18 protein-coding genes are annotated in these 18,873 nt (G+C 46.4%); 8 read left to right on the top strand and 10 right to left on the bottom strand.

The features are described 5' to 3' along the window. Window positions 1-92: 92 nt before the first annotated feature. Window positions 93-836, bottom strand: coding sequence for a glutathione S-transferase family protein (locus ACJJII_RS18630; RefSeq protein ID WP_444908139.1), 744 nt, complete (start codon window positions 834-836; stop codon window positions 93-95). A 706-nt stretch (window positions 837-1,542) separates the two neighbouring features. On the opposite strand from ACJJII_RS18630, the gene ACJJII_RS18625 reads away from it, so the two are divergent. After that, a complete protein-coding gene (locus ACJJII_RS18625) occupies window positions 1,543-2,793 on the top strand; it encodes an anthrax toxin-like adenylyl cyclase domain-containing protein (RefSeq protein WP_444917281.1) in 1,251 nt (416 codons plus the stop codon). A 394-nt stretch (window positions 2,794-3,187) separates the two neighbouring features. Here the strand turns inward: ACJJII_RS18625 and ACJJII_RS18620 are convergent, their stop codons facing one another. The 4 genes from ACJJII_RS18620 to ACJJII_RS18605 form a co-directional block, all read right to left on the bottom strand. Then, entirely contained in the window at window positions 3,188-3,610 is a 423-nt protein-coding gene (locus ACJJII_RS18620; protein WP_444917280.1) for a hypothetical protein, read from the bottom strand. Continuing rightward, window positions 3,611-4,174, bottom strand: a complete 564-nt coding sequence (locus tag ACJJII_RS18615; protein WP_444917279.1) for an alpha/beta hydrolase — start codon at window positions 4,172-4,174, stop codon at window positions 3,611-3,613. Next, complete coding sequence (locus tag ACJJII_RS18610) at window positions 4,149-4,304, bottom strand: hypothetical protein (protein WP_282933011.1); 156 nt, start codon at window positions 4,302-4,304, stop codon at window positions 4,149-4,151. The genes ACJJII_RS18615 and ACJJII_RS18610 overlap by 26 nt, the downstream gene beginning before the upstream one ends. A 315-nt stretch (window positions 4,305-4,619) precedes the next feature. Beyond that, window positions 4,620-5,039: a TraR/DksA family transcriptional regulator gene (locus ACJJII_RS18605; RefSeq protein ID WP_444913174.1), complete on the bottom strand. Its 420-nt coding sequence runs from the start codon at window positions 5,037-5,039 to the stop codon at window positions 4,620-4,622. 124 nt (window positions 5,040-5,163) lie between these two features. Between ACJJII_RS18605 and ACJJII_RS18600 the strand changes: the two genes are divergently transcribed. The 6 genes from ACJJII_RS18600 to ACJJII_RS18575 all read left to right on the top strand — a co-directional run bounded on the left by ACJJII_RS18600 (window position 5,164) and on the right by ACJJII_RS18575 (window position 10,634). Then, window positions 5,164-5,526, top strand: a complete 363-nt coding sequence (locus ACJJII_RS18600) for a MerC family mercury resistance protein (RefSeq protein ID WP_413662162.1) — start codon at window positions 5,164-5,166, stop codon at window positions 5,524-5,526. A 9-nt stretch (window positions 5,527-5,535) separates the two neighbouring features. After that, window positions 5,536-6,045, top strand: coding sequence for a ZrgA family zinc uptake protein (locus ACJJII_RS18595; protein ID WP_444913173.1), 510 nt, complete (start codon window positions 5,536-5,538; stop codon window positions 6,043-6,045). 3 nt (window positions 6,046-6,048) lie between these two features. Next, window positions 6,049-6,516, top strand: a complete 468-nt coding sequence (locus ACJJII_RS18590; protein WP_282933007.1) for a Fur family transcriptional regulator — start codon at window positions 6,049-6,051, stop codon at window positions 6,514-6,516. Beyond that, a complete protein-coding gene (locus ACJJII_RS18585; protein ID WP_282933006.1) occupies window positions 6,516-7,556 on the top strand; it encodes a CobW family GTP-binding protein in 1,041 nt (346 codons plus the stop codon). The genes ACJJII_RS18590 and ACJJII_RS18585 overlap by 1 nt, the downstream gene beginning before the upstream one ends. Before the next feature lie 121 nt (window positions 7,557-7,677). After that, entirely contained in the window at window positions 7,678-10,041 is a 2,364-nt protein-coding gene (locus ACJJII_RS18580) for a M1 family metallopeptidase (protein ID WP_444917278.1), read from the top strand. Between the two features lie 107 nt (window positions 10,042-10,148). After that, entirely contained in the window at window positions 10,149-10,634 is a 486-nt protein-coding gene (locus ACJJII_RS18575; protein ID WP_444917277.1) for a DUF6702 family protein, read from the top strand. 158 nt (window positions 10,635-10,792) lie between these two features. On the opposite strand, the gene ACJJII_RS18570 is transcribed toward ACJJII_RS18575, so the two are convergent. From ACJJII_RS18570 to ACJJII_RS18555, 4 genes are all read right to left on the bottom strand, one after another. Then, complete coding sequence (locus ACJJII_RS18570) at window positions 10,793-11,350, bottom strand: hypothetical protein (RefSeq protein ID WP_444913169.1); 558 nt, start codon at window positions 11,348-11,350, stop codon at window positions 10,793-10,795. Window positions 11,351-11,880: 530 nt separating this feature from the next. Then, complete coding sequence (locus ACJJII_RS18565) at window positions 11,881-12,096, bottom strand: hypothetical protein (protein ID WP_413662157.1); 216 nt, start codon at window positions 12,094-12,096, stop codon at window positions 11,881-11,883. A 165-nt stretch (window positions 12,097-12,261) separates the two neighbouring features. Next, window positions 12,262-14,574 (bottom strand): TonB-dependent receptor, encoded by a 2,313-nt coding sequence (locus ACJJII_RS18560; protein ID WP_444917276.1) that lies wholly within the window; start codon window positions 14,572-14,574, stop codon window positions 12,262-12,264. A gap of 42 nt (window positions 14,575-14,616) precedes the next feature. Then, the gene (locus ACJJII_RS18555; protein WP_444917275.1) at window positions 14,617-15,339 is read right to left on the bottom strand and encodes a DUF1826 domain-containing protein; all 723 of its coding nucleotides are present in this window, start codon (window positions 15,337-15,339) and stop codon (window positions 14,617-14,619) included. 630 nt (window positions 15,340-15,969) lie between these two features. Between ACJJII_RS18555 and ACJJII_RS18550 the strand changes: the two genes are divergently transcribed. After that, window positions 15,970-18,195 (top strand): S46 family peptidase, encoded by a 2,226-nt coding sequence (locus ACJJII_RS18550; RefSeq protein WP_444917274.1) that lies wholly within the window; start codon window positions 15,970-15,972, stop codon window positions 18,193-18,195. A 51-nt stretch (window positions 18,196-18,246) separates the two neighbouring features. Here the strand turns inward: ACJJII_RS18550 and ACJJII_RS18545 are convergent, their stop codons facing one another. Next, window positions 18,247-18,870: a DUF3299 domain-containing protein gene (locus ACJJII_RS18545; RefSeq protein ID WP_444917273.1), complete on the bottom strand. Its 624-nt coding sequence runs from the start codon at window positions 18,868-18,870 to the stop codon at window positions 18,247-18,249. Window positions 18,871-18,873 lie beyond the last annotated feature (3 nt).

Raw genomic sequence — 18,873 nt, 5'->3', positions numbered from 1 at the left:
AAATTAGACTTCCTCACTTGGGCTACAACTTTATTCTGATCTATATCGGTAAGCTTTGAGTGTTATCTATAGAATTCAGAGGGTATGTAAGGCTAATTCAATAAATCTTTTTCTAATTTGTTGCAAATGTCTTCCAAGAAAAATCCCCCTTGTTTTTCCAGCCCCCTGGAAAGCTCTAATAGCGAATCTGGGTATTGATCGACATAGTTTTGCTGAGTAATGCTATCTCTCGTTTTAAACCTTTTATACCAGGCATTGAGCTTCTTGAAACGACGGGGCAGCCTTACATCATAAAATTCATCCAGGAACATGATTAAAGGGAATGTGACACAGTCGGCAATAGTGGGGGAGTTCCCGTAAATAAATTCGTGACTTTCATTGATAGCGGTCTCTAATACATCCAGTCGTTTAATGAAATAGTAGGCTCCACTATATCCGGCATCTTTAAACTGTAGTTCTCGCTCCTGAAATACCGGGCTGATGTTATGGTTCCAGATTGCCAAAATTGTGTTGGCTTCATCTGCCATGGTGGTTAACCTAATAACGTTGGCATAGTCGATCGCATTTTCCCCGATCATGCTTGGGTTTGGGAATACTTTCTCTAGATAGTGAATGATCGCGAGGGATTCTGTAATTGAATTTTCATTATCTATTTTAAGGATTGGAAGTTTGCCATAGGGATTCAGTTCCAGTACCTCCGGCGGGGGCCATTTCTTCTCGACTTTGGGGTCATATTCCCTTGATTTGATATCCAACCCTTTCTCGGAAAGGTAGATATGTATCCTGCGCGGATAGAGCGCCCAGGAAAAGTTATATATCTCTAAATTGTCAGTCATTTGCAGCACCTTTGGTAACGTAAAGCGTCAGAGACTAATTTTGCAAACCCAACCTCTAGAAACATTAAAAGTTACATGAGTGAAGGCGTTCATGCAACCTTTAATGTTACGTAATGGCATCTGCTTTTGCAGTGAGAAGAATTACCGGGCAGAGGCTCTCTAGGTATAAGCTGCCGGTGGCTACGAGTTTTTAGGCTTCCTGCGCCGAGCAATCCACGCGCGTCTTTTCTCTACATGCCTATATTTAAAAGACCAAAATCTAAAAATGTCTGACCAAATTCTAAAGCCGAGAAAGTGGAATCTATGTAACTTTTAAACTGAGAGGCTATTGGGGCTTGGAGCTCATTTGGGGTAATAGATAATGATGCTTTGGCCGTGTATTTGTACATACAGGATAGGGCATAGAAAGAGTCCGGAAATCGAAATGCTTAAGTTTTTAAAGCTCGCAAGTCTGGTTCAGTTTAAGTTCACGGATATTGGTTTATAAATAGATACAGGTTTAAAAAGGTGGCCATGGAGTTTTAACCCTTCGTCTTTATTAATGAAAGTTAGAATTCCAGTATTGAGGGTAGGCCAGAATAATTTCTTAGGATTCTTGCCCATTAATTTATTGCTTTCACAAAGCTCCCCAAATTTATCCGGTGACTTATGTTTGTGTAACTTAATTAGACTCAAGTGTAAGCCCCCCAAAAAAGGAAGTTGATATATGGATCTTATATTTAACAATGCTGCATTACGCCAAAACCTCATAGGTTGCCCTGTAACTCATGCTGATGCATTTAAGTCAACGGCCGCTTCTCATCGTTGCGTTATCATCGTTCGCGCAACAGGGCCAACGTGTACTCAATTACTTGAGCAGGGATATGATACAAAGGGCTTTAGGATTCATGGGAAGTCATGTGATTGGGGGCCGATGGCTGGTTTTGTTTTACGAGACCCCCGGTTAAATAAACACGGGATGAGAAAAGCGGCCTATAACCGCGCCCAGCATCAAGAGGCATTCACTGATAACAACTCTGGCGCGGGATGGACTGCATCAACAACACCGCTTCGCTTGCATCAGGAACGGGTTGATTGGCTGATTCAGAACGGAAAGATCAATGTTACAAGAAAAACTCAAGATCGTTACGAAGGTATAGCCAGCCACCCCAGTGGCATTACTTTTCACTATTCTCTTATCAGGGTTAACACATGCTTGGGAGATATGTGGGGTGTTTATGTTGATAAGGAAAAGAGCAGACAGTCAGGTTTTATCCAGGAGCGGGGTAATATCGTTGTTCAGTATGACACTAAGTACAAAGACATGTATGAGCCGCTACTGGCGATGACCAATCCAGTGGAGCATCGTCATTTTCGAAATGAGCACCCTCTGAATGCCATTACCGGGGATTACGACTTATTTGCTATTTGGCCATTTAAGCAGGGGGCAAAGAGGTTTGATCGATATGGAGATGATCGCCGTATTCTCGGCACTGCTCAAGCTTGGTCGCAGCGCCAGTATATCGAAAATCAATTGGAGAGAAATTTCACTACTCACAGGCAAGGCACCAAGCTGGGTAATATAACTAATCGGATTTATGAAGTAAGTCAGACTCTCAATTCCACTATCGGTGGTATCCGCAGCCCGAGAGCTGGAGCTGGCCAGTGGGGGCCATTCCCCAGAAGAAATGTACTATGGCACAGTGATGAAGCCGCACGCCCATATGTGAACGATATAGATTTACCCCTTATTGCATTTACTCCTGCTCGCAGTGAAGTGGTTATTCAAACTTTGCAGGCTTTTAGAGAATTTATCGCAATGTGTAGAATACATGGTGTCCATGTCACTTTGGCAGAGGGTTGGGCAATGAACCCTACCAATAATAAGCCCGACCGATTGGGGCAAGGGTATGGAAGATTTGTACCTCGCGACTGGCACTTTGGTCAGTGGATCGTTCCACCTTGGTACAATGCTTAATAGAGTTATTATGTCGATGTCTGTGGTTACTTGAAAAGTAGCCACTACTTCTCCGGAGGCTGGTTGTTAACAGCGTTTTTTGGAGCGGTCCTTTTAGGTAAAGTAGATGATTCTGTATATATTTGAGGTGTTCAATATACACAGAGAGAAGGTGTGTGCGGAAATAAATACATTTACCTAGGCGGCAGTCAAGTGAGGTGCTCCAATCTAGCCAAGCTCACCATAAGCTTGTGGAGCAAATCATAGAGCATCAACCTACTTGGAAGTCTGATAAGGGGTTTCTACTTCAGGTGGTAGCTCTCGTGGGATGCGCAAGGTTGTAAGGGGGGCGACGGAATAGTACTAAACTGACATCAAAGATAAAATAGGAATTTGTTCTCAATTTTTTGTGTAACTAACTTTGAGTGCTGTTAAGCCATTTAATAATTTCTTTATGTTCGACTTCTCCTATTGTATTCATGCTTGGGTGATATCTGCCAGTAATTTTAATTAACGTTACATTGTCTTTTTTCAAGTTTTCATAATCCACATAAGGAGATATTTGGTCTGAATCTGAGAGTATTAGTAGTGTTGGAACCTTGGAGGACTTTAGGAGTGGTATTATCTTCGTGTCATCCAGATTGATTTTGGCTTTCTCTAGAGCCAGAATTGCACCCTTGCGAAAGTCTTTTTCAGGGATAATTTTGCTAAGTAGTGGGTGGTCACGTTTTGCATAATTGTACACAGCTTCATCAAATGATGGCATTGGGGCCGAAAGGATAATTCCACTAATGTCTTGTCGTTGGAAAGAAATATGGGCTGCCGTTAATGCACCCATCTAATTTCCCAGAATATAAATATCCTCATCTTTAATGACGCCCTCTTTAATTAAATTGTCAATGAGGTGGTTAATATAATTGCTGTCATCCACTCCGTATTTTTTATTGCCACCTGAATCACCATGACCGAGAAGATCTGGAACAACAGCCTGAAACCCAAGAAAACGGAAGTATAAAGCTGAATTGATCATAAAATCTTTGGAGGTGCGAAATCCATGCAATAAGATTACGGTACCATCGTAACTCCGCTCCATAGAGTTTCTGGTTAAATCGATTTTAACATTGTTCTCTTTGTCGCCTTCTCCATGCTTTACGGAGTACTGAAGTTTGTTATCGGTTAAAGGTGGACCATAGTAATAGCTAATACAGTTCTTTTTTTGCAGTGGGCAATATTTGTCTTTTTTGAAGTCTAATTCTTTAATTTGATCGGCAGTTATTCTGTTGTTAAAAGAATAATCTTCAGCATTGTCTATAAAGCTTGCGATCCTTTGGGAGCAGGCTGAAGTAGCTAAGCATGTTAAGGTAATGGCGAGTACTTCAATTAGAGATACTTTGGTTTTCATGGTTTTTGACTTTAGGAGGTTGCGGTAATTTACTCGCAGGATTATTCGTTTTTCTCTTGCCTTTGATATGTGCCATATAGGCAACCAGTTCTTCTGCCTGCAAACCTGCTGTGAGGGGGACTTCGTTCATAATTTAGGGCTTTTCCAACTTTTGCCCTTGTTTTGCGAAGGGAGCTTAGGAGTCTGCTGAGGTATTGTGTTTCGAACCAGCGTACGCCTAAGATGAGTACTAATTACTTGAGCCGGCTTGTACTTCTTCTAGGCTAGCGTGTGCCACTTATGTTGGGAGTCTAGGGTTTTGCCGAATAACTAAAGTGACCACTAAACCCCTTCTTTGGTTGAGAGGGCTGTCGGCTATCCTCTAAGGCAGCATGAAAACCTCCATTCCTCAAGGTGCTACGGTGTTATATCTAGTCACAGCAAAGCGTGAGGCCGAGTATGGTGCTTACCTTTGCTTGCTGTAGTTGCGTTCCAGCATTTCCTGGCGACTTTTTTCTTCAAAAGAGAGTTCTGCAGTGGGCCTTAATAGCAGTCGCTGCAAACCGATCGGATCCCCACTTATCTCACAGTACCCGTAAGTGCCATCTTTAATCTTCTCTAATGCCCGCTGGATCTTGCGCAGAAGTAGATGCTTGCGGCCGGTAAAGCGTAGGTGTTGCTGGTTCTCCTGCTCTGCGGCCGCTCGGTCCAGGTCATCAGCTAAGGCAAGGTTCGTGGTTGCAATAGCCTGCTGTCCCTGTTCAACCTCTGCCATTAGGTCGCTTTTCAATTCCATTAGACGATGCTGGAAGAAGAATAGTTGTTTTTCGTTCATATAGTCTGAGGCGGGCATCCCCAGCAGTTCTTGCTCACTGATTTTTGGCATTCCATGAATCCCCTGTTCCATAGCTCACGTTGACTTGAAATATTAAATTGATGATATAACATATCATCATGTTGGCTGAAGTGTATGTGGTTGTCTTGGGTTCTCGTAGATTAAAAGGATTGTTGTGAGAGATACTTTAGGAATTTTGGCTTCTGGGCTTTGCTTGCTGCACTGTCTTTTGACTCCTTTGTTACCGGTATTGGGAGGTTTGGGGATATTGGGTGCTTTACAAGAGGACCAGTTTCTCCATTTGCTGTTGCTTGTACCCGTGGTAATTCTGGCCTTGGCCAGCTTCCCAGCCTCTTGCCGACGCCATCAGCGCTACGCGGTAATGATTGTTGGTTTCTCCGGGGCATTGCTATTGGTTGGTGCGCTATATATCGAGGGGGTATGGGAGCTAGTTGCCAGTGTTCTTGGTGCAGGCTTATTGATTGTTGCCCACTGGGTAAATCAGCGCTTGATTTATCGGGGCGCTCTTGTCGAATAGGTGAAGATCATGAGGCTTGCAGGAGCATTGTTCGTTGTGTTTTTTTGGGCTGGCCCGGTGGCCGCAGAGGTGGGAAGCCATGTTCACGGTAAGGCGATGATGTACCTGGTGGCCGAAGCAGACAGAATCAGTGTCGAGCTGGAGTCGCCCACAGTCGACCTGGTGGGATTTGAGCATGCGCCACGTAGCGATGTTCAAAAGCAGCGGTTAGAGCAGGTTGCTCACGAGCTATCCAAGCCAGATCATTTTCTTGAGTTTGTCGGTGCCCAGTGCAAACCCTTAAGTGTGGAAGTTAAGGCGCCATATAGCGCAGAAGTTACCAGTGACAACTCAGTGCACAGTGGTTTCCGTGCTAGTTACCAATTCAAGTGTGATAATCTGGCAGAGTTCAACAGTGTCATTGTTACCCTGTTTGAGAGGTTTCCCGGTATTCATGGGATTGCAGTGCAATGGATCAGCTCCGGTCGTCAGGGGGCTGAACTGCTCACTGGTAAAGACAACAAATTGCAAATGAAATAGGCTATGAAAGCATCCCAAATCAAACAGACCCTGAGTGTGGCGGAACAAACCTGTCGCAGTTCAGGTGCCCGCCTGACTGAAAAGCGTAAGAACGTTCTTACCGTGTTGTTGCGGTCAAAAACTCCGCTCTCTGCCTATGAAATAGCGGAGCATTACAATGGTGACTTTGGCGACTCAATTCCCGCCATGTCAGTCTATCGAATGCTGGACTTCCTGGCAGCAGAGAACCTGGTTCACAAACTCAATTCAGAAAACAAGTACCTGGCCTGTGCTCATATTGCCTGTGACCACAGCCATCAGACTCCACAGTTTTTAATCTGCAATCGCTGCAGCAAAGTGCGGGAAATTGGCATTAGGCCCGAAGTCATTGATGCATTGCGGGATACGGTTGAAAGTGCTGGATATCATCTCCAGACATCCCAATTGGAGCTGGATTGTGTTTGTGATGAGTGCAGCCGGGATGCAGCTTAGTGGCAGCTAGTCAGTTAATACGCGGGGTACCTGCCAACGTTATCACTGGTTTTTTGGGCGTCGGCAAGACAACGGCTATCCGGCATCTCCTGGAAAGTAAGCCCGCTGATGAGCGCTGGGCTGTTCTGGTCAATGAGTTTGGAGAAGTGGGCGTTGATGGCGCACTTTTTGAACCAGAACAGGAAGGCAATATTTATATTCGAGAGGTACCTGGCGGTTGTATGTGCTGTGCTGCTGGTTTGCCGATGCAGGTAGCTTTAAACCAGTTACTGGCTAAGGCCAGGCCCCATCGATTAATAATTGAGCCGACGGGCCTGGGGCACCCTAGAGAGGTGCTGGCGGCTTTGTCTGATGCAGTGCGCGGCGGTGTGTTGGACCTTCGCGGTACGCTAACTTTGGTCGATGCTCGCTGTATTGAAGACGACCGCTACTTACGCAGTGAGACTTTTCGGCAGCAATTAGAAGTTGCTGATCTGGTAGTGGCTAATAAGTCTGATCTCTACGGCCCCGAAGACTTGCAAAACCTTCAGCGATTTCTCTCGTTCTTAGGTGAGGGCGCTGAAAAACCGCTGCAAGTGGTGGAGCAGGGGCGTATCGAATTGGATTGGCTCCAACTGCCCTGCAGTTTTCAGGTCTCGTCGGGGAGTGACCACCACCACCCAGTAACTCAGGCGGCGGATGAGATTGAGCTATTGCCGGAGTGTGGCTATCTCCGCTCAGAGAATAGCGGAGAGGGTTACTACAGCTGTGGCTGGCGTTTTAGCCCTGAATTTATATTTGATTATGATGCGCTCTTTTCACTATTCAGTGGCACTGACGCTGAGAGAATCAAGGGGGTATTTATTACCGAGCAAGGTGTATTTGGATTTAATAAGGCTGACAAAGTGCTTACAGTTTTAGAGCTGGATGACACATTGGAAAGCCGGGTAGAGGCGATTAACCAGGCGCGTTTGGATTGGGATGCAATGGAGAGCTCCTGGATCGCTGCCCTGGCGGATAACCAGGGTACCGAAACAAAAGTGTTTTACGAATCCAAATAGCTATATGGCCAGGTATTCAAATCTGGCCTGGCTTATTAGAAATTTTTGCATAAATTCGGTCATTTTTTCGCGGCCGTATTCCGTAAAGTTTTAATCTGACGTAAATCTCTGAAGTAAACCAATGAATATAAAATTACTCGGCCGCTTAACTGTGGCATGGCTTGCTATGTCCGGAACCTCGGGCAGCTTTGCCGCAGATCCCCTAAATGTAACCGGTGATAAGTTCCGCCAGCTGGAGGAACTGCTGCCGACACCGAATAGCTACCGAACAGCGTCGGGAGCCCCTGGTCATGCCTATTGGCAGCAGCAGGCGGACTACGATATCAAGGTTTCACTAGACGATGATAAGCAACTGATCACTGCTTCAGAGACCATCACTTACACCAATAATTCGCCGGATACCCTGCGTTATTTGTGGGTGCAACTGGATCAAAATCGCTTCAAGCCAAATTCCTCTGGTAATTTGGCGACGCCGGTTGATATGGAGGCGATTTCTCAAGATACCATTCCATTCAAAAGCTTTCGTCGTGCCGTCGTATCCAACGAATTTCCTGGCGGATACCAGATTACCAAGGTGGCTGACACTCGGGGTAGGGAGCTTCGCCATACTATTGTCGATACCGGGATGCGAATTGACTTGCCCCAGCCTCTGGCCCCAGGTTCCAGCGTGAGTTTCCAGATTGACTGGGCTTACAAGGTTATTGAGCAGAAAGCACTGGGTGGGCGTTCCGGTTATGAATATTTTGAGCGCGACGATAACTACTTATACGAGATAGCCCAATGGTTCCCTCGTATGGCTGCATATAACGATGTTAGCGGCTGGCAAAACAAGCAGTTCCTGGGACGCGGCGAATTTGCGCTGGAGTTTGGGGATTATCGCGTTGCTATTGAAGTGCCAGCAGATCATATCGTTGCTGCAACCGGTGTTCTTCAAAACCCGAAGGATGTGTTGACCTCCAAGCAGCGTGAGCGCTTGCGAAAGGCCCGTACTGCAAGTAAGCCAGTGATGATTGTCACAAAGAGTGAGGCTCTGGAAAATGAGAAAAGCCGCTCTTCAAAGCGCAAGACCTGGGTTTTTGAAGCGGAAAATGTCCGTGACTTTTCCTGGGCATCTTCGCGTAAGTTCTTGTGGGATGCACAGGGTTATAAAAAGGGGGGCACCGACACAATGGCGATGTCCTTTTACCCGGAAGAGGGTACTCCGCTATGGGATAAGTACTCGACAGAATCCATTATTCATACAATAGATGTCTATAACCGCTACAGTTTTGACTATCCCTACCCGGTATCTATTTCAGTTAACGGCCCTGTGGGGGGAATGGAATACCCCATGATCACCTTTAATGGCCCGCGACCGGAAATAGATGAGGAGGACCGCAGCAAGCGCACTTATTCCCGTCGCACCAAGTATGGGCTTATCTCGGTGATCATTCATGAAGTAGGGCATAACTACTATCCTATGATCATCAATTCTGATGAGCGCCAGTGGACCTGGATGGATGAGGGGCTGAACACTTTCGTACAGTTCCTGGCTGAGCAGGAATGGGAAGAGAAGTACCCATCCCGCCGTGGCGATGCACGGAAAATTGTCGAGTATATGAAGAGTGAGAACCAGGTTCCGATTATGACGAACTCGGAATCTGTGCTTCAGCTTGGTAACAATGCCTACGGCAAGCCGGCGGCTGCACTGAATATCCTGCGTGAATCCATTATGGGGCGTGAGTTGTTTGACTTCGCCTTTCGCGAATACGCTCAGCGCTGGAAGTTCAAGCGCCCTATGCCAGCAGATTTTTTCCGCACTATGGAAGATGCATCAGGTATGGACCTGGATTGGTTCTGGCGCGGATGGTTCTACACCACTGATAATGTCGATATCAGCCTTGATGCGGTCCATCATTACACAGTAGGCACCAAGAACCCTGAAGTGGAAGGTCCCTGGAAACGGGCCCAGCATGAAAATGAGCCAGACACTATCACTGTAATTGAAAACCGCGAACGAAAGCTGACTCGCATCGTTGATGGTAAGCCGGAGCTGGAAGACTTCTACAACAAGCACGATGAATTTGATGTCTCCAATGCGGACCGCAATAGCTACCAAAGCCAACTTGAAGGGCTTGAGGACTGGGAAAAGGACATGCTCAAAGTAGAGAGCAATGTCTATGTAATGGACTTTAGCAATATTGGCGGCCTGGTAATGCCGTTACTCCTGCGCCTGGAATATGAAGATGGAAGTATTGAGGACTTACGTATCCCTGCGGAAATCTGGACTCGCAATGCTAAGAAAACTTCCAAAATGCTGGTGCGGGACAAGAGCAAGGTACTCAAGTCTGTAGTGCTCGATCCCCATTGGGAAACAGCGGATGTTAATGTGGAGAACAATTTCTACCCACGCCGAATTATCAAGTCACGCCTGGAACTATTTAAGGATGAGAAGCCGCGTAACTTGATGAAGGATTGGGACGTAGAGCTTGAAGAGGAAGATTAAGCCTTGGAAGAAGTGCAGCTCTGCGGCAGTGGGCCTGGAGAGCTGCACTTAGTGCTCTTTACTTAACGTATCCACCTGAAACATTCATTGTGTTGTGGTAGTAATTGATGAAAGTTTTATTTTCCTTCTTATTGATAGTAACGACCTCGATATTTACACTCCAGGCAAATGCACATCGCTATCATTTTGGTTTGACCGACCTCTCCGTAAACGAGCGCACTCAAACACTGGAGGTCTCCCATCGTTTTTTTGTTGCTGATATTGAAAAGGCCTTATCAATAAGTGCCAGTAAAGAGTTGAATGAAGCACAAAGACAGATGGAGAGCTATGTCAATTCAAGATTTCAGATTAGCCAAGAAAATGGTGAGGTGGTGAAGCTTAATTGGGTAGGTATGGAAGCCGACGTTCATGACATTTGGATATATCAGGAAGTGCCTATGGTAGATATTTCCAGTAAAAAATTGAACGTTAAACAATCAATGCTGATGGAGATAGAGCGGGACCAGGTGAACACATTGAATGTCAATAATGGCAGGGGAACTCAAAGCTACACCTTAAAGCCCGGTGAGAGTAAGGTAGGGTTCACTTTATGAGCTGGAAACTTGTCAGATAGTATCTAATTCTGTAGTTGATCGTTCAGGGTTGACCTGACAGAAGACCTTTTGAAAACCGGTAACTGTCAGATCAAATCTGAACTGATGCAGTCAAAAGCAGAATAGCTCAATAGGCTATACGTCACTCTTGAGAAAAGTTAAATTACTTGCCCCGTTACCGGCATATATATCATGGTTGTATGGGAATTGCCGTTATGATTACTATCTTTACCAAAAAAATGAGCCATATCTAGTAGCTCCCAACCGCCTATATTTCCATCAGTAAAAACACAGTCACTTTTATTGCCTGCTCCATGACCATTTGAGGTATGAATCATTACATGTCTCATAACTCCTAAATTTGATAGAAAACCAACGAAGCAGCCCTCCGGCAAGGTCATTAAATCGTGCAGAGTATTAACTGATCGGGTTCTGGGGGTGGCTCCAAAAATTCTATTGTAGTTATTGTTACCAGTAACATTATAGTTTTTGTTGTCCATGGTTACACTTGGGCAGTTTACACCCTTGGCGCTCCAGGCACAGTAGAGCGCAGCGTCCCAGCATTGCAAACTACTTAGTTTTGTATAAAGGGAAAGCTCTGGTCCTGTCAGAGTGCCGTTCATGAAAGCGGGTTTCGCATTTCCCATCGCCTCAGCTAACAGACGCGTTCTTCTACCTGGTGTTTGCCCCTCAGGGATTAAGGTCATTAGTGGCATTTTTGTTCCTTATTTTTATGCTTAGAAGTTGTTTTCTAAATGTTAATGCACCAAATGAATCGCATTGAAGCCATGATAAATGAATGGCGGACCTAACTGTTAGAAAAAAGTGCTATTTGTAATGCTGTGTTTTAGTCGGCTAATGGCAATCTCTAGATGCGACTCTTTATTTTATATTTTTTGATTAAATGGCCGTGCTTTGTGGGCGGCAAGTCGTAAAACCCTACTTGGTATCAGGGGTTTCATTTTCGTAATTTCCGTTTCAGATCTTTAGTTTGAGTAACTGTGATCTCTGGTATCAATTTCTGGATGTTATTAACGGCTTCATGTTGCTTGTAAAGGCAGTTGAGTTGAGGTCGCTATGGTTGTTTTAGCTTGGAGTAATAGCTAGATGTAAATCTTTCTTAAATTATCCGCATCGATGGGTAGGGTGTTTGGATTTCCTTATAAAACTATTAATCTGGAGTCACATAATGCCAGTCGAGGCTATTGTGTCCTTTGTTTTTGGTGGTTTTTGGTTGTCTCCGGGGTTATATTCCTTCACGTACTTGTTTAAACCAGCTGAGTACTTTCTGGTGGTGTTCTTGCCCGTATAAGAGAATAAAATTACGGGTGTGGTAATTCTTGTTGTCCTGCAGTGCATTGATGCGCTCATCAACAAATTCTGGTGTTAGTTCGATGCCGCACTCTACCGTAATGCAATGTAGCCAAGCGTTGAAATTCTCTGGTACTACTGGCTGGGTCATAATAACTCCTAATTATTTTCTTGGTGCCTACGGGCCCTAAGGGAAGTTCTTGTGAAAACGCAGGGATTTATCTAAGTTCTTATTGAGGGCAATTTATAAAATGGAAAAACCACCGGCAATGATTACTGCTGGTGGTTTGATTGATTGACTAAAGCCTTTCCCTGACTAAAACATGCCTCGCAATCCAACACTAAAGTTCCGCCCCGGCAGTGGAGCAAGTTCCTTTAGGAAGGATGAATGCACGTAAGCTAACTCGTCAGTTAGATTGTTAGCCTTCAGGTAAACGGTGAGGTCGTGTTGGCTTCCTTGAAAAGTGTATGCAAGCTCAGTATTCAAAAGTGTGTAAGCAGCGGTGCTGGTTTCCAGTTCTGATACTTTGTTTTGCTCAAACGCGTGCGTAATCTCAATTCCTGCATCCCATCCATTGGAGCTATAACTTAACATACTGCCCAATCGTGCAGGTGGAATGCGAGGCAGGTTACCTCCGTCATCTAACTTTCCACGAACAGTGTCTCCCCACAGTGTTAATGTGAGTGGCTTGGATATTTGCCAGGCAAATTCAGCTTCTAGCCCGTAGAGTGTCGAATCAGCTTGATCGAAGACATAAACGGGTAATTCGCCATGATCGTGACTCTCTTCTTCCTCATCGTGACCATGCTCTTCAATATCTTCGCTGGTGTAGCCCGTATTTCGCTCGTAGTAGAAATTATCAACCTGGTTGTAGAATAGATTCAGCACCCAGCCGATATTTCCGGAATGCCGGCGAAAACTGAGGTCAATGTTGTTGGAAACCTCTTCCTCAACATTGTTCTCGTAGTAAAAATAGGGCTCTTCTGTGTCATCCAGTCTAAATAGTGCGCCGACTTCGAAGGTGCTGGTGCCAATATGGGGACCATAAGAAAAAAGTTCAGCGGCACTGGGTGCTCGCTGGGCGTGGGTAAAAGAGATGCCGGCATTGTAATTAGCGGCAATGTCCCAGACCAAGCCGGCAGAAAAACTATAGGGTGTGAAAGCTAACTTATCGAGATTTCCCCCCTCCCAGTCATCATCGGTGGCTTCGATAGTGACTCTTTCGATTCGGGCTCCTAACTGCCATAGGAACTCTCCCGTGTGCTTTTCCTGTATTAGCCCAATCGCTGAGCTTTCCGTTGTGCTCGGCGGAGTGAACGCCTCTTCGCCTATTGCTTCAAAATCGGTGGTTTTGCTTTCCAGGGTTATTGCACCACGCCAGCCGGCCATATCTTGCAGCAGCAGGTTGACCCGTGCTTGCAGTGTTTGATTACTGAATGTCGTACCGATAGCGTTGTTTTCGATCTCAGAATGTTCGTAGTCTGTGTAGCCAATTCTGGCATCCAGGCCGCTCAACCATGGGTTATCCAGGGACAGTTCACTGACCAACTGCCATCGGTCCTGTTTCAAATCAGAAACTACTTCTATTTCTTCTTCATGTTCATCATGATGCTCTGATTCATCATCTTCGTGTTCATCAGAGTGACCGTGCCCAGGAATACCATTAACTCGCTCCAGGCGTCCATAGGCAAGGCCGATAGATCCATTATCTAAAAACCAGTTTCCACCAATGTTGAACCCGTTGCTTTCTGAATCGCTGTTCTCTAAGACCCCACTGGAATGTTCGTCATGATTATTTGAGGAGGGGATTTCATAGTCATCACCTTTGCGCCAGAAACTGTCCACGTGGTATGCCAGCTGGTCATTACCGCCGGTATGGGCCAGTGAGGCTTCGCGTTCATTTGCAACAGTATTGCTTCCCAGCGAATAAGCAGTCCTGTTTTCACTAGAGGTGGGTATTCTCTCGTCTACCACATTGACGACACCACCAATGGCTCCGGACCCATAAAACAGGGTGGCGGGGCCTCGCAGGATTTCTATCTGCTCTGCGGTAATTGTCTCTGTGGCGACGATATGGTCTGGGCCAACCCGGGAGGCATCAGCGCTATCGAGTCCATTTTGGGTAATCAGGACCCGGGGGCCGTTGAGCCCCCGGATGATTGGACTACTGGCTACTGGTCCAAAGTAGCTGGAATGAACTCCCACTTCATTTTTGAGGGTTTCTCCCAGAGTGGAGGCTTGTTTTCGACGTAGCTCTTCGCCAGCGACTACGGTTACAGGTTGTGCCGACTCAATAGTGGAGGCATGTAATGGTGTGGCTGTTACATCGATTTGTTCGATAACGGTGTGTTGCAGGGTAACCTTGAGAGGCTCATCCTGACCGGCTTGTAAAACTATTGTTTTGTGGCTGTGCCCTGGGGCATTGATGTGGATTTCGCGGAGTTGAGAAGTATTCACCTCAAGTAAAAATCGGCCCTGGGCATCTGTTTGGGTCTGTAGTCGACTTCCCGCGACTTCAATACTGGCGCCATAGATGGGCTCTCCAGAAGTATCTAATACCTGTCCGGAAATTCCATGGGCCAAGTTTGAAAGAGTCATCAGTGCGAAAAGGTTCGCGGTAAATTTCATGGGTTATTCCTAATAAGAGTTTTACGTCCCAGTAAGCGCTCCTCACTCGTCGGCGGACCCGAAATCGAAAGTGAGTAGCAGTCGCAGTTGGCCGGGCTCGACACTCGGCGAGCGGTGGATTAGACCTGCCCCTTCATTGCCCTCCCAGAGTTCGCCTTTGAGAAGGGCAACCGAGCCGCATGCCAGGTGATTGATGGAAGTTGGAGGGAATTCCTGGTTAGCCTTTAAGTCGAGCGTATTTGGGTCAATAGAGTCTGGTGCCAGCCACTCTGTACCCGTACCTAAATATGTCGTAATCAATCGGCAGGGCACCCGATCTACATGAAACTTGGGGCACATTGCACCGTTCAGGGTTGTTAAACGAATACCGACTCCACTTAGCTCAAATAGGTAACTGAACATATCTGCCAGTAGCTGGATATCAGCACACAAGTACGGGTAGGGAGCAAGCTCTGGCAATGCTTCACCGAGGCGCTCGATCTTGGAGGTGGGTAATAGAATCCTGCGGTTGGGGTGTACACAACTATTTAAGAGGGTGCGGCAATCACTGACTATGCTACTGGGCAGTTCCCGTTGCCAGATGGCCATATTGATATCAGCTTGGAAAATATCTGCTAAAACTTCTCCATTATCTGCAGATATGGCCCGACGGGTATTTGGCAGGTCTGCCTCTGACAGTCCTTCCTCTTTCGGAGCCAGTTCAGCACTTGGAGTTTGTGTGATAAATGTCTCATGGCTTCTTTCTGTAAAGTCGGTCAGGCTCAAGCTAATCTCCAATTAAGTAACTTCGGCTAATAAACACTATTTTCAGAGGCTGTAATTGCTTTGCTCTCTGCTGTGGCGGGTGCTGCAATACCTAAATTCCTCACTCGCACTACCCACCTCCCAATGCAGGCTATGATATAACATATCATATTGAGAATGGTCGGCCTAGGCAACCTCCAACATTGGGGTGAATCAAGCTTGAAGACCGAATTCATCGGGAGTTCTGACAGCTGGAGGGAACCTTGGTGAGGCGTATTGACCACTGCCTGGCGCAAGTAGATTATTCGGCGATGTTCTTTTTAGCAGCAAAACTGTTTATCGCAGATTTCTTTCTTGCTGTCGTCGTAATTCACATTTTGCTCAGATTTGATTGAATCAAAATGATACAGTGTATCAATTGTGTGTTTATGGTTTATCCCACTTGAGTGGAGGAGCCAGGGAAATAATGGCAATGATTGGCAGGATTTAGCTAGGGGTGCAGCTTCGTGCCGGCCTGCAGCTGGGGAGGGTGTGTTACTCTGTCAGCCTGCCGTGTTTATAAGTGAATTTTCGGTGTACCGGAAAAGACAGGGTTAGCGTTGGGAAGTACCCAAAATTAACCTGTTATTTTTTAAATATTGCTGAGTAAATATGAAAATAAATAATTCTATTGTTTACGGGGTTGCAACTGCTGCATTATTTGCTGGAGCGAGTTGCGCCAGCCTCGCCGCAGAGAAAGAGAGTGTTTCGACTGAAGGCATGTGGCAACCTCACCAGTTGCCTGAGTTGTCCAAAGAGCTTCGCACTCATGGCCTGGAGCTGGACCCAGCTAGCATGACCAAGCTTACCGAATTTCCAATGAACGCGGTGATCAGCCTGGGGGGATGTTCCGCTTCCTTTGTCTCTCCCACGGGATTGGTGATTACCAACCACCACTGCGCCTACGGTTCAATTTCATACAATTCAACTGAATCCAAGGATTTACTGGCTGAAGGTTTCCTGGCCGGAGATTTGTCTGAAGAGCTGCCTGCTGCACCGGGCTCCCGCGTCTACGTCACCGTTGCAATGAACGAAGTAACGGACAAGGTTAACGAACGCCTGACAGATGAGATGGATGGTGCTGCACGTTTTGCCGCTATCGAAGAAGCGGAGAAGGCGCTGGTTTCCGAGTGTGAAAAAGATCCGGGCCATCGCTGTGAGGTCTATAGCTACTACGGCGGTTTGAACTACTACCTGGTTAAGCAGCTAGAAATCCGCGATGTGCGCTTAGTTCATGCGCCAGCGTCTTCGATTGGCAAATTCGGCGGCGATATCGATAACTGGATGTGGCCTCGCCATACCGGCGATTACGCTTTCTACCGCGCCTATGTTGGCAAAGACGGTAAACCGGCTGATTATTCCAAAGATAATGTCCCTTACGAGCCCAAGCACTATTTGCCTGTAGCGGCAAAAGGGCCTAAAGAAGGTGATTTCGTGATGGTTGCCGGTTATCCGGGGCGTACAAACCGTTATCGCACTGCCCAGGAAGTGGAAAGCAACTTCAACTGGTATTACCCAAACATGCAGCGGGTACTGGGTGAATGGTCGGAAACGATTGGTGCGGCAACTGCCGACAATAAAGATGCAGAGTTAAAGTATGCAAGCCTCGTGGCAGGTTTGAATAATTACTCTAAAAACTTTACCGGTATGATGGAGGGTTACCAGCGCAGTGATCTATTGCAGCGTAAAGAAAAGCTGGAAAAAGATTTGCAAGCTTGGGTGGATTCAGACAAGGCCCGCGAGAAAAAATACCAGTCGACGATCGATGATCTTGAGGCGCTGGTTGTAGAAAAAGAATCAACCCGTGAACAGGACCTGGCCATCGATTATATGGATCGTTCAGCCATGCTGGGTGCCGCGAGCAAACTGTATCGATTGGCCAAAGAGAACGAAAAACCGGATGCTGAGCGCAAGCCGGGTTATCAGGAACGGGATCTAACCCGATTCAAAGAGGGCATGCGTCGTATAGAGCGCAGCTATCACCCATCAGTCGACAAACAGATCTGGCTTTACTTCCTGGACCGTTACCAGGCGCTCCCGAAGGAGCAGCGTATAGCCAGCTTTGATCGTTACTTGAATATCGGCAAAGGCAATACTGACCTAGAGGCAACTCTCGACAAAATGTATAAGGAAACAGAGCTTTCCAATGTCGAGGTACGTGAAGCGTGGATCGGTAAAAAGCCCGAAGACTTCAAAGAGAGCAAGGATCCGTTTATCCAGCTGGCAGTGGCCATGTACGATGATATGCTTGCCCGTGAAGAGCATGAGGAATCCATGAAAGGGCGCTTCGCTCAATTGCGCCCACAGTATATGGAGATGCTGATAGATTATTACCACTCCTTAGGTAAGCCGGTCTACCCGGATGCAAATAGCTCTCTTCGCGTGACTTATGGCCTGGTTAAAGGCTATGAGCCACCAGCTGGAACAATTAAAGAGGCAGCAGATGGTAATGACGGTAAACAAGGCTTTGTACCTTTTACAACATTGCGTGGTATTAAGGCAAAGTATACCGGCGAGGACCCCTTTGATGCTCCCAAGGCTTTGATGGAAGCGATCGATAAGAAGAACTATGGCCGCTACTATGAAAAGCAGCTGGATTCAGTACCGGTTAATTTCCTAAGTACCGTAGATATTACGGGCGGTAACTCAGGATCTCCGACAATGAATGGTCGCGGCGAGCTGGTGGGAGTCGTATTTGACGGAACATACGATAGCATCAATGCTGATTGGGACTTCACCGATAGCACCCGGGCGATTCATGTCGACATCGCTTACATTCTCTGGGTAATGGAGAATATCGACGGTGCCGGATACCTGGTTCGGGAGATGGGCCAATAGCCGGCAATCGATGAAGTAGTGTCCTCGGGTGAGCAGCGCTCGCCGGGGACATTATTCTGCGTAAGGTTGTATGTTATCCACTTCCATACTGTAAGCCGCAGTTCCGAACTCGCTTTCTATTTTCAATGTTCTCAGTTTCCCTTCTATAGAGAAAGGTTCGTACAGAGCGTCAACTTGAACTCCCTCAGAAAAACTGCCATGGATAACCTGATTTGGAGGTGGGGGCGGCAGGTGGATACAGGCTCCGAAGTAGGGAACAAAAAGGAAATTGGAAATTGTTAATTCGTCATTGAATTCAATTGGAACTATAAACCCAGCAATACGTATCTGTTGATTGTCGAACTCTGGTTTTATTCGGGTGGAAGTCAAAGCAGCTTGGTAACGGCTTTCATTTTCGCTCGTAGAGGCAATAGCTGATGTGTCAGGCATTGAGTCGGCAGTGGAGCCTTCAACAATATCATCTATGTATTCTGGTGGGTTGAGTAACGCATCCAGATCATCTTTTGGGATTAACTCTTCCCAGCTGACTTCACGATAATTGGTACTTACCTGTTTGACTTGAGTATCTTCAGCGACTGGCGCTGAAACTTGATTGGTTTCAACTGGGCTATCACAGCCAGCTACGAGTAGTACGATTGCCAGGGTGCAGGCTGATGAGAAGAGATATCTGTTCATGGC

This window comes from Microbulbifer maximicatervae (SeqCode) (genome assembly GCF_052467825.1).
The sequence above is the reverse complement of the archived record's forward strand: the minus strand, read 5'-3'. Positions and strand labels throughout refer to the sequence as shown.

Coding starts and splice junctions, on each gene's coding strand:
- ACJJII_RS18630 (WP_444908139.1), bottom strand. CDS start 836: ATGACTGACAATTTAGAGATATATAACTTTTCCTGGGCGCTCTATCCG.
- ACJJII_RS18625 (WP_444917281.1), top strand. CDS start 1,543: ATGGATCTTATATTTAACAATGCTGCATTACGCCAAAACCTCATAGGT.
- ACJJII_RS18620 (WP_444917280.1), bottom strand. CDS start 3,610: ATGGGTGCATTAACGGCAGCCCATATTTCTTTCCAACGACAAGACATT.
- ACJJII_RS18615 (WP_444917279.1), bottom strand. CDS start 4,174: ATGAAAACCAAAGTATCTCTAATTGAAGTACTCGCCATTACCTTAACA.
- ACJJII_RS18610 (WP_282933011.1), bottom strand. CDS start 4,304: ATGAACGAAGTCCCCCTCACAGCAGGTTTGCAGGCAGAAGAACTGGTT.
- ACJJII_RS18605 (WP_444913174.1), bottom strand. CDS start 5,039: ATGCCAAAAATCAGTGAGCAAGAACTGCTGGGGATGCCCGCCTCAGAC.
- ACJJII_RS18595 (WP_444913173.1), top strand. CDS start 5,536: ATGAGGCTTGCAGGAGCATTGTTCGTTGTGTTTTTTTGGGCTGGCCCG.
- ACJJII_RS18590 (WP_282933007.1), top strand. CDS start 6,049: ATGAAAGCATCCCAAATCAAACAGACCCTGAGTGTGGCGGAACAAACC.
- ACJJII_RS18580 (WP_444917278.1), top strand. CDS start 7,678: ATGAATATAAAATTACTCGGCCGCTTAACTGTGGCATGGCTTGCTATG.
- ACJJII_RS18575 (WP_444917277.1), top strand. CDS start 10,149: ATGAAAGTTTTATTTTCCTTCTTATTGATAGTAACGACCTCGATATTT.
- ACJJII_RS18570 (WP_444913169.1), bottom strand. CDS start 11,350: ATGCCACTAATGACCTTAATCCCTGAGGGGCAAACACCAGGTAGAAGA.
- ACJJII_RS18565 (WP_413662157.1), bottom strand. CDS start 12,096: ATGACCCAGCCAGTAGTACCAGAGAATTTCAACGCTTGGCTACATTGC.
- ACJJII_RS18560 (WP_444917276.1), bottom strand. CDS start 14,574: ATGAAATTTACCGCGAACCTTTTCGCACTGATGACTCTTTCAAACTTG.
- ACJJII_RS18550 (WP_444917274.1), top strand. CDS start 15,970: ATGAAAATAAATAATTCTATTGTTTACGGGGTTGCAACTGCTGCATTA.
- ACJJII_RS18545 (WP_444917273.1), bottom strand. CDS start 18,870: ATGAACAGATATCTCTTCTCATCAGCCTGCACCCTGGCAATCGTACTA.